This window comes from Streptomyces sp. NPDC055287 (assembly GCF_053646035.1).
The window spans coordinates 225,618-240,324 of the sequence record NZ_JBSHNE010000013.1; the positions used below are offsets into that span (position 1 = coordinate 225,618).

Consider the following 14,707-nt stretch of genomic DNA (forward strand, 5'->3'; position numbering starts at 1 on the left):
GCTGTCCCTCGTGGCAGAACCAGTGGTGCGCATCCCTGATGCGAAGGTCGCGCTGTCCACGGCGTCGGTGTACCCGGAGTCGACGGCGACGGCCTTCGAGATCGCCGCACGCCTCGGCTACGACGGCGTCGAAGTCATGGTGTGGACGGACCCCGTCAGCCAGGACATCGAGGCCCTGCGCAGACTCTCCGACTACCACGGTGTTCCCGTTCTGGCCGTGCACGCACCCTGTCTGCTGATCACCCAGCGCGTGTGGACCACCGACCCGTGGACGAAGCTGCGGCGCGCGCAGGCGGCCGCCGAGAAGCTCGGTGCGTCGGCCGTCGTCGTACACCCGCCCTTTCGCTGGCAGCGGCAGTACGCCCGCGATTTCGTCAACGGGATCTGGCGGATGGCGGACGAGACGGACGTCCGCTTCGCTGTCGAGAACATGTATCCGTGGCGCTACAAGGACCGCGAGATGCTGGCGTACGCCCCCGAGTGGGACGTGACCAAGGACGACTACCGGCACTTCACCGTCGACCTGTCGCACACCGCGACCGCCCGCACCGACACGATGGCCATGGTCGACCGGATGGGCGACCGGCTCGGACACGTGCACCTCGCGGACGGCAAGGGGTCAGCGAAGGACGAACACCTGGTGCCGGGGCGCGGCAACCAGCCCTGCGCCGAGCTCCTGGAGCGCCTCGCACTGAACGGCTACGACGGCCATGTGGTCATCGAGGTCAATACGCGCCGGGCCATGTCCTCCGCCGAACGCGAGGCCGACCTCGCGGAGGCCCTCGCCTTCACCCGGCTGCATCTGGCGTCCCGGGTGTCGCAGCAGTGAGCGACAGCGGTGCTGCGCCCGGCGACGGTACGCAGCCGGAGCCCGGCAAGGCGCCCGGCAACGCCCCGCCCCCCGAGCCCCGCCGCCGCGGCCGCCCGCGCCGATCACCCCAGGACGCCGGCCCCGGCGCCCGCGAGCGGATCCTCCAGGCCGCCCGCGACGAGTTCGCCGAGCGCGGCTACGACAAGACGTCGATGCGCGGCATCGCGAAGGCGGCGGGCGTCGACGCGGCGCTCGTCCACCACTACTTCGGTACGAAGGACGACGTCTTCGCGGCGGCCATCGAGATGTCCTTCGAGCCGGCCCTGGTGGTGCCCGCGGTCCTGGGCCAGGGCGGCACGGACGGCATCGGAGAGCGCCTGGCCCGCTATTTCATCGGCGTATGGGAGAACCCGGCGACGAGGGCCCCGCTGCTCGCGGTCGTACGGTCGGCGCTGACGAACGAGACGGCCGCGAAGGTACTGCGCACCTTCGTGCTCCGGCGGCTGCTGGAGCGGGTGGCGGCGGAGCTCGACGTACCGGACCCGACGTTCCGGGCGGAGCTCGCGGCCTCGCACATGGTGGGCATCGCGATTCTGCGGTACGTCATCAAGGCGGAGCCGCTGGCCTCGGTGGATCCCGAGCGGATCATCGAGCTGGTCGCCCCGACGCTTCAGCGGTACCTGACCGAGGCGTGACGCGCGGCGTCCGCCCTCCCGGGGGCGCGGGCCGAGGTGCGACCTGAAGCGTGACCCGAGTCCCGGGCGGGGCCCCCGGCCCCTGGCCAGGCTCCCGGCCCGGCTCCGGACCCTGACCGAAGGCTGAGCACCCCGTCCCGGATACCGGACTACCTGTCCGGATCGTGGATCCGAGGCGTACGCTCGAAGTTACTCTCGTGAGTAAGCCTCATACGTCCCATCTGCGTCCCATCTGCCTAAGGAGCGAGCGACGATGCCCGAGCTGAGGTCCCGCACAGTCACCCACGGCCGCAACATGGCGGGCGCGCGCGCCCTTATGCGGGCATCGGGCGTAGCGAGCGCGGACATCGGCAAGCCGATCATCGCGGTCGCGAACTCCTTCACGGAGTTCGTCCCGGGGCACACGCACCTCGCTCCGGTCGGCCGGATCGTCTCCGACGCGATCCTGGCGGCGGGCGCCGTCCCCCGTGAGTTCAACACGATCGCCGTCGACGACGGCATCGCGATGGGCCACGGCGGGATGCTGTACTCCCTGCCCTCCCGCGACCTGATCGCCGACTCCGTCGAGTACATGGTCGAGGCGCACTGCGCGGACGCGCTGATCTGCATCTCGAACTGCGACAAGATCACGCCGGGCATGCTGATGGCCGCGCTGCGCCTCAACATCCCGACGATCTTCGTCTCCGGCGGCCCGATGGAGGCCGGCAAGGCCACGCTGGTCGACGGCACCGTCCGCAAGCTCGACCTGGTCGACGCGATCTCCGACGCGGTCAACGACAAGATCTCGGACGAGGACATCCTCCGTATCGAGGAGAACGCCTGTCCGACCTGCGGCTCCTGTTCCGGCATGTTCACCGCCAACTCGATGAACTGCCTGGCCGAGGCCATCGGCCTGGCCCTGCCCGGCAACGGGTCGGTCCTCGCCACGCACACCGCCCGCAAGGCGCTGTACGAGAACGCCGGCCGCACGATCGTCGAGATCACCAAGCGCCACTACGAGCAGGACGACCTGACCGTCCTGCCCCGCAACATCGCCACCCGCGCCGCCTTCGAGAACGCCATGGCGCTCGACATCGCGATGGGCGGCTCCACCAACACGATCCTGCACCTGCTGGCCGCTGCCCAGGAGGCGGAGCTCGACTTCGGCCTCGACGACATGGACCAGGTCTCGCGCCGCGTCCCGTGCCTCGCCAAGGTCGCTCCGAACGTGGCACCGGGCGGCACGTACTACATGGAGGACGTCCACCGGGCCGGCGGCATCCCCGCCATCCTCGGTGAGCTCTACCGCGGCGGCCTGCTGAACGAGGACGTGCACAGCGTCCACTCCGACACTCTCGCCGAGTGGCTGAAGACGTGGGACGTGCGCGGCGGATCGCCGTCCGACGAGGCCGTCGAGCTGTGGCACGCGGCGCCCGGCTGCGTCCGCTCCGCGACCGCCTTCTCGCAGTCCGAGCGGTGGGAGACCCTGGACACGGACGCCGAGGGCGGCTGCATCCGCTCGGTCGAGCACGCCTACTCCAAGGACGGCGGCCTGGCCGTCCTCAAGGGCAACCTCGCCGTCGACGGCTGCGTCGTGAAGACCGCCGGTGTCGACGAGTCGATCTGGACCTTCGAGGGCCCGGCGGTCGTCTGCGAGTCGCAGGACGAGGCCGTCGACAAGATCCTGCGCAAGGAGATCACGGCGGGCGACGTCGTCGTCATCCGCTACGAGGGCCCGCGCGGTGGCCCCGGCATGCAGGAGATGCTGTACCCGACGTCCTTCCTGAAGGGCCGCGGCCTCGGCAAGACCTGCGCGCTCGTCACGGACGGCCGCTTCTCGGGCGGTACGTCGGGCCTGTCCATCGGCCATGCCTCTCCCGAGGCGGCGTCCGGCGGCACGATCGCGCTCGTCGAGGACGGCGACCGCGTCCGCATTGACATCCCCAACCGTACGATCGAACTCCTCGTGTCGGACGAGGAGTTGGCGGCCCGCCGCGAGGCACTCGGCGGCGTCTACGCCCCGAAGAACCGCGAGCGCAAGGTCTCCGCGGCCCTGCGCGCGTACGCCGCGATGGCCACCAGCGCCGACAAGGGCGCGGTGCGCGACGTCACCAGGCTGGGCTGAGCGGAGCAAGCCCGCTCGGGCGGCCGGGCGGGACGGGGAACACGCCCGGTCCCGCCCGGCCCCGTTTCACCACCGCGCCGGTTCCTCGGCCGCCACCGCGAACACCGACCCGTCGGGCGCGGTGGCGAACACCTGGCCCGGGGCCGTGACAGGGGCGGGGAGCGTGGGCGCGAAGGTGTACTTCCCGCTGCCCATGCGGGGCTTGGTCTGGCCCAGCAGCCTGCCGTCTGCGGCGTCGACCGCCAGCAGCCGTCCGTCCGCCGCCGACAGGTAGACGCGGTCGCCGGTCGCGACCGGCCGTGAGGCGCGGCTGACCGATGTCTCCAGCCGCCACCGCTGCGCGCGCTCCGCACTCTGCGTACGACGCGTGTCGACGGCGACCAGGGAGCCGTTGACTCCGAAGAGGTACGCCGTGTTCCCGCGCACCGTGGCCTGCGCCTGGTCGAGCGGCGCGACGAGAGGAACGCGGCGGGCGGTGCGGGTCGTGACGTCGAGGCGGACGACCGCCCGGGTCACGCCGTCGATGTCGCCGGCCAGCAGGAACAGAGCGCCGTCCGAGGTGCCGACCGGGCTGAGCATTCCGTCCAGCCGCTGCTCCCACAGCGCTTCGCCGCTGTCGGGATCGACCGCGGCGACCGTCGTCGACGTACCGTCCGCCGACGGTGTGGCGGCGTACACCGGCCCCTTCCGGCCGGGCGAGGTCACCCACAGGGAGCCGGTGCCGCCGTGCCGCCGGGTCCAGCGCGTCTTGCCCGTGGTGTTGTCGACGGCTCTGACGGTTCCGTCCGCGCTCACCAGAAGGACCGACTTCGCCGTGTGGAGGACGACCGGACCGCCGGAGGCGTCGACGCTCCAACGGCGGGCACCGGTCAGGGGATCGAGGGCCTCCAGCCGGTCCCCGCCGGGCGGCACGACATGCAGGAGCCCGCCGGCGAGGACGGGCGTGCTGTCGTCCAGGGCGGACCGGGAGTCGGTGGTCTCCTCCTTCGACCAGGCGGCCTTGCCGTCCGCCGGACGCAGACGGGAAACCCTGACGCCGTCGGCGCTGCAGTAAAGGGCGCCGCCACCGTACGAACAGGCAGGCGTGTCGCTCCCCGGGGCGGCCCGCAGGGACACGTTCCAGGGCCGGGTGGTCCCTCCGGCCCCTGGCCCGGTCCCCACCCCCGTGCCGGTCCGCTGCACGGCAGGTGCGGCAGCGGGGCGCCCGTCGTCCACCAGCGCGCGTACGCCGAGAGCGCCGCCGACGACCAACGAGCCGAGGGCCACCGCCAGAACGGCCCGCCCGGGGCGGCTCCTGAAACGGGAAGCGGGGGCGGCAGCGAGCCCCGGGCCGGGCGGTCCGGGCGTCCCGGCCGGAGCGACCGCCGCGGCCGGCCCCGCTTCCGCCGCCTGCGCCGCAGGCTCTTCCCGTGCCGCAGGCTTCTCCCGCGCCGGGCCGTCCTCCGTCCGGTCCGCGATCCGCTGCGCCGGTATGAACGCCTGGGTGTCGTCGGCGGTCCGGTACGCCGCCGACCGCAGCGCCGCCATCAGCGCGTCCGGTGTCGGCCGCTCGGCGGGTTCCTTCGCGAGGCAGCGCGCGAACAACGGGACCAGCGCTTCCGGTACGCCCGTCAGGTCCGGATCGTCGTGCACCACCTGGTACGCGACGATGTACGGACTGTCCGAGTCGAAGGGGCCGCGCCCCGTCGCCGCGTGGACCAGCACGGACCCCATCGCGAAGACGTCCGCGGCCGGGCCCACTTCGCGCGGCCGCTGGAACTGCTCGGGCGCCATGAACGGCGGCGTACCGATCAGCTTGCCGGTCTCCGTACGCAGATCACTGTCCGACGGCCGGGAGATGCCGAAGTCGATGACCTTGGGACCGTCGCCCGCCAGCATCACGTTGCTCGGCTTGAGATCGCGGTGCACCACGCCGGCGCGGTGGATGTCGCGCAGGGACTCGGCCAGTCCCGCGCCGAGCCTCAGCAACTCACCGGTTTCCAGAGGCCCGTTCCGCTTGACGCGTTCGGCGAGGGTCGGACCCTCGATGAACAGGGTGGCCATCCAAGGGCGTTCGGCATCGGTGTCGGCGTCCACGACCGGTGCGGTGAAGGCTCCGCTCACCCGACGGGCGGCCGAGACCTCCTGCCGGAAGCGGGCCCTGAACTCGGGATCCGCGGCAAAGTCGGCATGCACCACCTTGACGGCGAGGCGCAACCCGGAGCCCGAGGTGGCCAGATGGACCACGCCCATGCCTCCGGAGCCGAGCACGGCTTCGAGCCGGTACTGCCCGGCATAGTCCGGATGCTCCGCTTCCGGTCCCCTCCCGGTGCTGCGCAGCGGCGGCATCGTCCACCCCCGTGTGAATCGTCCGCAAGCGAGACGCACGGAGCCTAGTCGATGATGCGTGCGATGTCGGTGTGGCTTGCTAGCCTGCGCGGCGTACGGAGAAAGAACATCAACGGGGGAGGGGCCGCATGGCCGGGGGAGAAGTCGAAAGCATCACTGAAAGCGCTGCTGGGGAGGCCGTCGCGACCGAGGTCGCCACTGCAGAGGTCGCCGCTACCGCCGTCGCCGCCACGGCGGGGACGCTGGCGGTGCGGTATCCCGTCGCTCCGGGCTACCGGGTGAACGTACGCAGCGGACCGGGCACCAACTACCGCATCGTCAAGGTTCTGCCGTACGACGCACGCGTGCCGATCAACTGCCAGTGCCCCGGGACGACCGTGTCCGGGCCGTACGGCACGACGAACCTCTGGTCCAACATCGCGAACGGCCAGTTCGTCTCGGACGCGTACATCAAGACGGGCAGCGACGGCTACGTCACCGTGCGCTGCGGCTGACCGCCCCGTCCTCGCCCGGGGATAATCGACCTCGTGAGCGAGAACACCGACCGCACCCCGCCGCCCGCCGACGTCACTGTCCCGGCCGGCGGTGGAGGCGGCCCACAGCCCGAGCCCATCCCGTTCTTCGGTACGACCTGGGTGGAGCACGACAACGGCTACGGGCTGCGCCGGGCCGGGGCCGCCGTCGGCGCGCTGGCCGCGGCGGCGGCCGGCTGCTTCGTGCTGCGCTTCGCCTACCAGGGCCTGGCGATCGCCGACGTCGGCGGCTTCGTCAACATCCTGGTCGTCGCCATGTTCGCGATCTGCAGCGCGATCGCCTTCCGCCGCACGTGGGAGGGGTACGCACGCCGCCCCGACCCCACGACCGAGGCCCAGCTGCGCAGCCTGAAGGCCATCGGCTTCATCGGCTCGCTCCTCGCGTACTTCTTCCGCTCGCTCACCGAGGCCCCCGGCGAGAAGCTGCGCCGCGGCGAGTACGAGACAGCCGTCACCCAGTACGAGCGCCGCCGCGGCACCCGCACGGGCAACCCCGCGGCCCGCAAGAAGAAGCCCAAGCGCCGCTGACACCGGCGCCGGGCAACGGCGCCCCGCCCACGGGAAGGCCCGCCCACGGGAAGGCCCGTACAGGGGAACGCCTGTACAGGGGAAGGCCCGTACAGGGGAACGCCCCGCCGCCCCCGCCCCCACTCAGGCCACCAGCGCCGAAGCCACGCCGTCCTCCTCGTCGTCCGCCGCCTTCGAGCCGACGGCCTGCACCTCCGAGCCGAGGGCCTGCGCATCGCCACGAGAGACACCCACCGCCGCCCCACGGCGCACCGCCCACCCCTCCAGCGCCGCGCCGCACGCGTGGTCGACGTGCCGCAGTCCGCCCAGGTCAAGCTGCACGGGCCGGTCGTGCGGCAGCGCCTCCAGCGCGTCCAGCAGCTTCGGCAGCCGCAGGAAGGTGGCGTTGCCGCGCACCCGCACCCGCAGCCCGTCCGCCGCGCCCAGATCCTCCGTCTCCACCTGCACCTGGCTGGTGTCCCACGCGGTCTTCGCCACGGCGAGCAACAGCCCCACCAGTACTCCTTCGAAGAGGTTCGTCGCCACGATCGCCCCGGTCGTCACGACCAGCACGACCGCCTCCCCGCGATGCTCCCGCCACAGCAGCACCAACTCCCGTACGGGAATGAGCTTCCAGCCCACGTGCACCAGCACCCCGGCCAGCGCCGCCACCGGGATCACCCCGAGCGCCACGGGCACGGCGGCAGCGAAGACCAGCAGCCACACCCCGTGCAGCACTCGCGAAGCCTTCGTGCGTGCCCCCGCCCGCACATTGGCGGCGCTGCGCACGATCACAGCCGTCATCGGCAGCGCCCCGAGCGCCCCGCACACCGCGTTGCCCGCCCCCTGCGCGATCAGCTCCTTGTCGTAGTCCGTCCGCGGCCCGTCGTGCAGCCGGTCGACGGCGGTCGCGCTGAACAGCGACTCGGCGGAGGCGATCAACGCGAACGCCAGCACCGTCCCGACCACCCCGATGTCCGCCAGCCGCGCGAAGGAATCAGCGGTCGGCGGCTGTACGGCGTCCAGCAGCCCGCGCACCTCCAACCGCCGCACCGGCAGATCCAGCAGAGCTGTCACCGCCGCCGCCAGGGCCACCGCGACGAGCGGCGCCGGCGCCACGCGAGCCGCCGCCCGCCACCGCGGCCACCAGGCGAGTACCGCGACGTCCCCACCCCCAACGCGACTGCCGTGAGCTCGGCCCTCTCCGCCGCACCGAGCCCACCGACCAGACCCGGCAGCCCGAGCAGCTTCTCCACCCCGCCCGAGGGCGCCCGGGCGTCGGCCATCGCGTAGACCTGCCCGGTCACCAGCACCAGCCCGATCCCGGCGAGCATCCCCTGTACGACGGCGACCGAGATGGCCCGGAACCACCGCCCGAGCCCGAGCGCCCCCATGGCTACCTGCACCAGCCCGGCGACCAGCACCAGCACCCCGAGCGCCGCGACGCCGTACCGCTGCACGGCTTCGTACACGAGCACGGTGAGTCCGGCCGCCGGCCCGCTGACGTGCAGGCTGCTGCCTGGGAGCGCTCCCGCGACGAGGCCGCCGACGATGCCGGTGATGAGACCGAGCTCGGCCGGTACGCCGGACGCGACGGCGACGCCCACGCACAGGGGGAGGGCGACGAGGAAGACGACGAGAGAAGCGGTGAAGTCGGTTCGACACAACGACATGCCACGCAAAAGGGATCCTCCGTCTGGGTGTCGAAATGCGGAGAAACTCATTGTCCGGTAAAGGAGTTGGACAACACAGGACTTTCCGCAACGCATCCGTGTCCGCAGAAGCGCGAAGGAGGCGGATGCTCCGGTTCCGATCGCGCCGCCACCCGCCTGCGCCGCCCCCGCGCCCCCGCACGCCGCCTCTGTGCCCTCCCGCCCCCTGTGCGGCCAGGGTGCCCCTGGCGCTTGACGGGCGACACTGCCGGGAGGATTATTCAACGCATGATGAATTACTCCCCCGAGCCTGCCGTCCCGGCAGACGGGACAGCCGTGACCGCCCACGACCTCACCGTCGTACGCGGCCCCCGCACCGTCCTTCGAGGCCTCGGCTTCGCCGTACCCCGAGGCAGGATCACCGGCCTCCTCGGCCCCTCCGGCTGCGGCAAGACGACCCTCATGCGCGCCATCGTCGGCACCCAGGCCAACGTCACCGGCACCCTCGAAGTCCTGGGCCACCCGGCGGGCGACGCCGCCCTGCGCCCCCGCATCGGCTACGTCACCCAGGCCCCCTCCATCTACGCCGACCTGACCGTCCGCCAGAACCTCGACTACTTCGCGGCCGTCCTCCAGCCCGGCCGCGACCACCGCGAAGCACGCCACGACGCCGTCACCCGGGCCATCGCCGACGTCGACCTCACCTCGCACGAAGCCGTCCTGGCCGGCAACCTCTCGGGCGGCCAGAGCAGCCGCGTATCGCTGGCCGTAGCCCTTCTCGGTACGCCCGAACTCCTCGTACTCGACGAGCCCACGGTCGGCCTCGACCCGGTCCTGCGCCGCGACCTCTGGAACCTCTTCCACGCCCTCGCCGACCGTGGCACCACCCTCCTCATCTCCTCCCACGTGATGGACGAGGCCGAGCGCTGTCACCGCCTCCTCCTCATGCGCGACGGCGAGATCCTGGCCGAGGACACCCCCGACGCCCTCCGCGCCCGCACCCACCGCGCCACGGTCGAAGAGGCCTTCCTCCACCTGGTCGACGAGGCCAACACCCGCCAGGAGACACTCCGATGAACGCGTCCCGCACCCTCGCCACCGCCGCCCGCGTCCTGGCCCAGTTGCGCCACGACGGACGCACGATCGCGTTGCTGCTGCTGATCCCGGTAGTGATGATCACGCTGCTGCGCTTCGTCTTCGACGCGTCGCCGCGGACCTTCGACTCCATCGGCGCGTCACTGCTCGGGATCTTCCCGCTCATCACGATGTTCCTCGTGACGTCGATCGCCACCCTGCGCGAACGCACCTCGGGCACCCTCGAACGCCTTCTCGCCATGCCCCTCGCCAAGGCCGACCTGATCGCGGGCTACGCCCTGGCCTTCGGCGCCCTCGCCGTAGTCCAGTCGGCCCTGGCCACCGGACTCTCCCTGTGGTTCCTGGACCTGGACGTCATCGGCTCCCCCTGGCTGCTGCTCCTGATCGCCCTGCTGGACGCGCTGCTGGGCACGGCACTCGGCCTCTTCGTCTCCGCTTTCGCGGCGTCGGAATTCCAAGCGGTCCAGTTCATGCCGGCGGTGATCTTCCCCCAGCTGCTCCTGTGCGGCCTGTTCACCCCGCGCGAGAACATGCAGCCGGTCCTGGAGGCGATTTCGAACGTGATGCCCATGTCGTACGCCGTGGACGGCATGAACGAGGTACTGCGCCACACGGACGTCACGGTCACCTTCATCCGCGACGCGGCGATCGTCGCAAGCTGCGCCCTGCTGGTCCTGGCCCTCGGAGCAGCCACCCTCCGCCGCCGCACAACTTGACCCACGCCCCACCCCGGCCCGTCCGCCCACCACGCGCCACTCTCAGCCCTCTCGCCCTATGAGGCACTTCCAGCCCGCCCAGGACCCAGGACCCGCCCGCGCATTCCGCCCACCGGACACGCACGCCCACCCCCCACCCCCGGTGCGAAGATGTCCCCCGGGACGACAGAGCAGCCCACGCGCACAACACGCACCCCACGCAGCCCCACCGGCGAGGTGAACCGCATGACCCAGACAGTCGCAGTCCTCGGCACAGGAAAGATCGGCGAGGCCCTGCTGAGCGGAATGATCCGCGCCGGCTGGCGCCCCGCCGACCTCCTGGTCACCGCCCGCCGCTCCGAGCGAGCCGAGGAACTCCGCACCCGCTACGGCGTCGAGCCGGTGACCAACGCCGAAGCCGCCAAGCGCGCCGACACGCTCATCCTCACGGTCAAGCCCCAGGACATGGGCAAGCTCCTCGACGAGCTCGCCCCCCATGTCCCGGCCGACCGCCTGGTGATCAGCGGCGCCGCGGGCATCCCCACCGCGTACTTCGAAGAGCGCTTCGCTCCGAACACCCCCGTCGTCCGCGTCATGACGAACACGCCCGCCCTCGTGGACGAGGCGATGTCCGTCATCTCCGCCGGCACGCACGCCACCGCCGAACACCTCCTCCACACCGAGGAGATCTTCGGCGGCGTGGGCAAGACACTCCGCGTCCCGGAGTCCCAGCAGGACGCGGCCACCGCTCTCTCCGGCTCCGGCCCGGCGTACTTCTACTACCTCGTCGAGGCGATGACCGACGCGGGCATCCTCCTCGGCCTGCCCCGCGCCCAGGCCCACGACCTGATCGTCCAGGCGGCCATCGGCGCCGCCGTCATGCTCCGCGACAGCGGCGAACACCCGGTGAAGCTCCGCGAGGCCGTCACATCCCCCGCCGGCACCACCATCAACGCCATCCGCGAGCTCGAGAACCACGGCGTACGAGCCGCCCTCATCGCAGCCCTGGAAGCAGCCCGCGACCGCAGCCGCGAACTCGCCTCGGGCAACGGCTAACCGACACCCGGAGCCGAAGCCGCCGAGGTGCCCGCCGCCGCCCGCACCAGCTCCTCCGTCTCCACCACCCGAGCGAACCCACCGCCGTGCAGCGACACGGCGGTGGCCCGTGCCAGCTCCTCCGCACCGAGCGTCCACCCCCACGGCCCCACGCCGTCGAAGGTGTACGTCGCATCCAGAGCGAAGAACACGTCGTACCCCAGATTCCCGCCCATCCGTGCCGTCGTCTCGGCGCACATATTGGTCTGGATCCCGGCCACGACGATCTGCCGCACGTCCATCCCCTTCAGCCACGCATGGAGATCCGGCTCCCCGTAGAACGCCGAGTTCACGCTCTTCGTGACGAGCAGCTCCGCCCCGGCCCGCTTCCCGCGACGCCGCTCCACGTACTCCTTGAACTCATTTCCCTCGTGCCCGGTCCTCAGCGGCGACCCCGGCTTCGCCGAGTCGTGCCGTACGAACACGACCGGCCGCCCCGACTCCTGCCACGCGTCGATCAGCGCGGCGATGTTGTCGTCGGCCGCCGGATTGTTCCGAGGCCCCCAATGCGTCTCCTCCTCGAACCCCTTCTGTACGTCGACAACCACCAGCGCTGCGTTCTCTGCGATCTCCATACGCACGATGCTCCCGTCACCCGCTGCTCCTTCCCATACGGAAGAAGGCCATCGCTCGATGGTTTACTGCCATGCCATGGCCCCCCGACCCACACCCTCCAGCCGCATCGCGCTCCTCACCTTCCCCGGCATCCGAGCATTCGACGTCTCCGTCATCACCGAGGTCTGGGGCGTCGACCGCACCGACCGAGGCGTCCCCGCCTTCGAACTCCGCCGGGTGGCCGTCGACCACACCCCCGTCCCCCTGCGCGGCGGCCTCACCCTCACCCCCGACCGCACCCTCGACTGGCTCGCCGACGCCGGCGAAGACACCGCCCCCGACCTGGTCCTCGTCCCGGGTCTCGACGACCACCACACTCCGGCCCCGCCCCAAGTCCTGGACGCCCTCCGTCACGCCCACACCCGAGGCACCCCCATCGCCGCACTCTGTGGCGGCGCCTTCACCCTCGCCCAGGCGGGCCTCCTCGACGACCGCCGCGCCATCACCCACTGGAACCTCACCGCCCTCCTCCGAACGCGCCACCCCAAAGTCACCGTCATCCCCGACGCCCTCTTCATCGAGGACGGCAACATCTGGACATCCGCCGGAACCGCCGCCGGCATCGACCTGTGCCTCCACCTGGTCCGTACGCGGCACGGCGCCGAGGCAGCCGCGGCCATCGCCCGATCGATGGTCACCGCCCCCTTCCGCACCGGCACCCAGGCCCAGTTCATCGAGCACCCCACGCCCAGAGCCGACCGCGACGCCGACACCCTCGCCGCCGTACGCGAATACGCCCTGCGTCACCTGGACCAACCGCTCACCATCAGCGACCTGGCGGCACGCGCCGGCATGTCCCCCCGTTCCTTCGCCCGCCACTTCGCGGCCACCACCGGCACCACCCCGCAGCGCTGGCTCATCACCCAGCGCCTCGCGGCCGCACAGAAGCTGCTGGAACGCACCGACCACCCCATCCCCGAAATCGCCCGCCGCGCGGGCTTCGGCAGCGAGGTGACCATGCGACAGCACTTCGCCACCCACCTGTCGACGAGCCCCCGCGACTACCGCGCAGCCTTCCGCCGGCCCCAACCCCAGCCCGAAGCCCGCCCCCGCCCGGAGCCCCAGCCCAAGTCCGCACCCCGGCCTCACCCCGCAGGCAGCAACCCGATGGCCCGATAGGCCGCGTCCACCGTCGGCCGCGCCATCCCCCGAGCCCTCTCAGCCCCCTCCCTCAGAACCTGATCCACATATCCGGGATCCGCCGCCAGCTCCGCATGCCGCTCCCGCACCGGCCGCAGCAGCTCGACGACAGCCTCCGCGGTGTCCTTCTTCAACGCTCCGTACGACTCATATACACCGGCCAGCTCCTCTGGGTTCCCCCCCTCACAAGCCGCGAGTACATCGAGCAGATTCGAGACCCCGGGCTTCTCCTCCCGGTCGTACTCCACGTCGCTACCGCTGTCCGTCACAGCCCGCATGATCTTCTTCCGCACCACCTCGGGCTCATCGAGCAAATAGACGATTCCCGCGGTCGCCGCGTGCGACTTCCCCATCTTGGACGTCGGCTGCTGGAGATCCATGACCCGAGCGGCCACCTCAGGATGCGTGGCCTTCGGCACCACGAAGGTGTGCCCGTACCGCTGGTTGAACCGCACCGCCAGATCCCGGGTCAGCTCCACGTGCTGCGTCTGGTCGTCGCCCACCGGCACTTCGTCCGTCCCGTACGCCAGGATGTCCGCGGCCATGAGTACGGGATAGGTGAGGAGCGACAGCCGCACACTCTCCCCGGCGTCCCGCGCCCGCACGCTCTTCTCCTTGTACTGGATCATCCGCCGCAGCTCGCCGTCCGTGGCAGTGCATTCCAGTACGAACGAGAGCCGGGCGTGTTCATCCACCTGGCTCTGTACGAACACGGTGCACAACGCCGGATCCAGCCCGGCCGCCAGCAGCAGAGTCGCCGCCTGCCTGCTGAGCCGCCGTACCCGCGCCGGATCGTGCTCGACGGTCAGCGCGTGCAGGTCCACCACGCAAAACAGCGCGTCGGCCCGGTGCTGATCGGTCGCAGCCCACCGCCGCACGGCCCCGAGATAGTTGCCCAGCGTCAGGTGTCCGGTCGGCTTGACCCCACTGAAGATCCGCGTCATCTCTCTTGCCTCCTGATCGGAGCCACCTCCACCAGCGGCCGGCCTCCCGGAGGGGGAAACGCGAACGGCCGCCGAAGCGGCGGCCGTTGAGTGCATACGTGTCTGCCGGCCGCCGTCAGGCAGCCCGCCACCCCTGGGTGTACGTACGCGAAGTCATGGGCCCCACCCTAGCGGCGCAGGCCCCGGTTGACAGAGGATTGACGCCTACGTAGTGTTCTCCGAGTTGTCCGACGTGAGCACCGGCCCCGGTCGGCCCCGGACAGCCATTCCGCAGCAATCACTGGAACGAACGACAGTTGTCGTCCCTCTTTTGTGCGCGCTTGCGAAATGAGGAATCCGCGTTCGAAGGAACGCCACCCCGATTAGCTCGGGAGCCAGGATTCCGCTAAAGTCTCACTCGTCGGAACGGCAGAACAGCCGCAAAGACAAAGCCCGCTGACTGGGAGTCAGGCCCGAAAGGATCTGATAGAGTCGGAACCGCCGGAAAGGGAAA

12 protein-coding genes and 1 pseudogene are annotated in these 14,707 nt (G+C 71.2%); 9 read left to right on the forward strand and 4 right to left on the reverse strand.

Going from position 1 to position 14,707, the window contains the following annotated elements; all coding sequences use genetic code 11:
* The first annotated feature begins 10 nt into the window (after positions 1 to 10).
* The 3 genes from ACWIHY_RS22265 to ilvD all read left to right on the forward strand — a co-directional run bounded on the left by ACWIHY_RS22265 (position 11) and on the right by ilvD (position 3,610).
* Positions 11 to 829 (forward strand): sugar phosphate isomerase/epimerase family protein, encoded by an 819-nt coding sequence (locus ACWIHY_RS22265; protein WP_454377399.1) that lies wholly within the window; start codon positions 11 to 13, stop codon positions 827 to 829.
* A complete protein-coding gene (locus ACWIHY_RS22270; RefSeq protein ID WP_454377400.1) occupies positions 826 to 1,506 on the forward strand; it encodes a TetR/AcrR family transcriptional regulator in 681 nt (226 codons plus the stop codon). Before ACWIHY_RS22265 ends, ACWIHY_RS22270 begins: the two co-directional genes overlap by 4 nt.
* 253 nt (positions 1,507 to 1,759) lie before the next feature.
* Positions 1,760 to 3,610 carry a dihydroxy-acid dehydratase gene (gene ilvD / locus ACWIHY_RS22275; RefSeq protein WP_454377401.1) on the forward strand — a complete coding sequence of 617 codons (1,851 nt, stop codon included), beginning with the start codon at positions 1,760 to 1,762 and terminating at the stop codon, positions 3,608 to 3,610.
* Positions 3,611 to 3,676: 66 nt separating this feature from the next.
* Here ilvD and ACWIHY_RS22280 read toward each other — a convergent pair whose 3' ends face one another.
* Positions 3,677 to 5,938, reverse strand: a complete 2,262-nt coding sequence (locus ACWIHY_RS22280; protein WP_454377402.1) for a serine/threonine-protein kinase — start codon at positions 5,936 to 5,938, stop codon at positions 3,677 to 3,679.
* A gap of 128 nt (positions 5,939 to 6,066) precedes the next feature.
* On the opposite strand from ACWIHY_RS22280, the gene ACWIHY_RS22285 reads away from it, so the two are divergent.
* Both ACWIHY_RS22285 and ACWIHY_RS22290 read left to right on the forward strand, forming a co-directional pair.
* Positions 6,067 to 6,432: a hypothetical protein gene (locus ACWIHY_RS22285; protein ID WP_454377403.1), complete on the forward strand. Its 366-nt coding sequence runs from the start codon at positions 6,067 to 6,069 to the stop codon at positions 6,430 to 6,432.
* 33 nt (positions 6,433 to 6,465) lie between these two features.
* On the forward strand, positions 6,466 to 6,999 hold the full coding sequence (locus tag ACWIHY_RS22290) for a hypothetical protein (RefSeq protein WP_454377404.1): 534 nt from the start codon (positions 6,466 to 6,468) through the stop codon (positions 6,997 to 6,999).
* A gap of 123 nt (positions 7,000 to 7,122) precedes the next feature.
* On the opposite strand, the pseudogene ACWIHY_RS22295 reads toward ACWIHY_RS22290, so the two are convergent.
* A pseudogene (locus ACWIHY_RS22295) lies at positions 7,123 to 8,651 on the reverse strand (SulP family inorganic anion transporter).
* Between the two features lie 267 nt (positions 8,652 to 8,918).
* On the opposite strand from ACWIHY_RS22295, the gene ACWIHY_RS22300 reads away from it, so the two are divergent.
* The 3 genes from ACWIHY_RS22300 (at position 8,919) to proC (ending at position 11,476) form a co-directional block, all read left to right on the forward strand.
* On the forward strand, positions 8,919 to 9,707 hold the full coding sequence (locus tag ACWIHY_RS22300) for an ABC transporter ATP-binding protein (RefSeq protein WP_454377405.1): 789 nt from the start codon (positions 8,919 to 8,921) through the stop codon (positions 9,705 to 9,707).
* Entirely contained in the window at positions 9,704 to 10,441 is a 738-nt protein-coding gene (locus tag ACWIHY_RS22305; RefSeq protein ID WP_454377406.1) for an ABC transporter permease, read from the forward strand. The genes ACWIHY_RS22300 and ACWIHY_RS22305 overlap by 4 nt, the downstream gene beginning before the upstream one ends.
* A 225-nt stretch (positions 10,442 to 10,666) precedes the next feature.
* A complete protein-coding gene (gene proC, locus ACWIHY_RS22310; RefSeq protein ID WP_454377407.1) occupies positions 10,667 to 11,476 on the forward strand; it encodes a pyrroline-5-carboxylate reductase in 810 nt (269 codons plus the stop codon).
* On the opposite strand, the gene ACWIHY_RS22315 is transcribed toward proC, so the two are convergent.
* Positions 11,473 to 12,090, reverse strand: a complete 618-nt coding sequence (locus ACWIHY_RS22315; RefSeq protein WP_454377408.1) for a cysteine hydrolase family protein — start codon at positions 12,088 to 12,090, stop codon at positions 11,473 to 11,475. The genes proC and ACWIHY_RS22315 overlap by 4 nt on opposite strands.
* Before the next feature lie 76 nt (positions 12,091 to 12,166).
* On the opposite strand from ACWIHY_RS22315, the gene ACWIHY_RS22320 reads away from it, so the two are divergent.
* Positions 12,167 to 13,249, forward strand: a complete 1,083-nt coding sequence (locus ACWIHY_RS22320) for a GlxA family transcriptional regulator (RefSeq protein ID WP_454377409.1) — start codon at positions 12,167 to 12,169, stop codon at positions 13,247 to 13,249.
* Here ACWIHY_RS22320 and trpS read toward each other — a convergent pair.
* Positions 13,216 to 14,214 carry a tryptophan--tRNA ligase gene (gene trpS / locus ACWIHY_RS22325; protein WP_454377410.1) on the reverse strand — a complete coding sequence of 333 codons (999 nt, stop codon included), beginning with the start codon at positions 14,212 to 14,214 and terminating at the stop codon, positions 13,216 to 13,218. The genes ACWIHY_RS22320 and trpS overlap by 34 nt on opposite strands.
* Positions 14,215 to 14,707 lie beyond the last annotated feature (493 nt).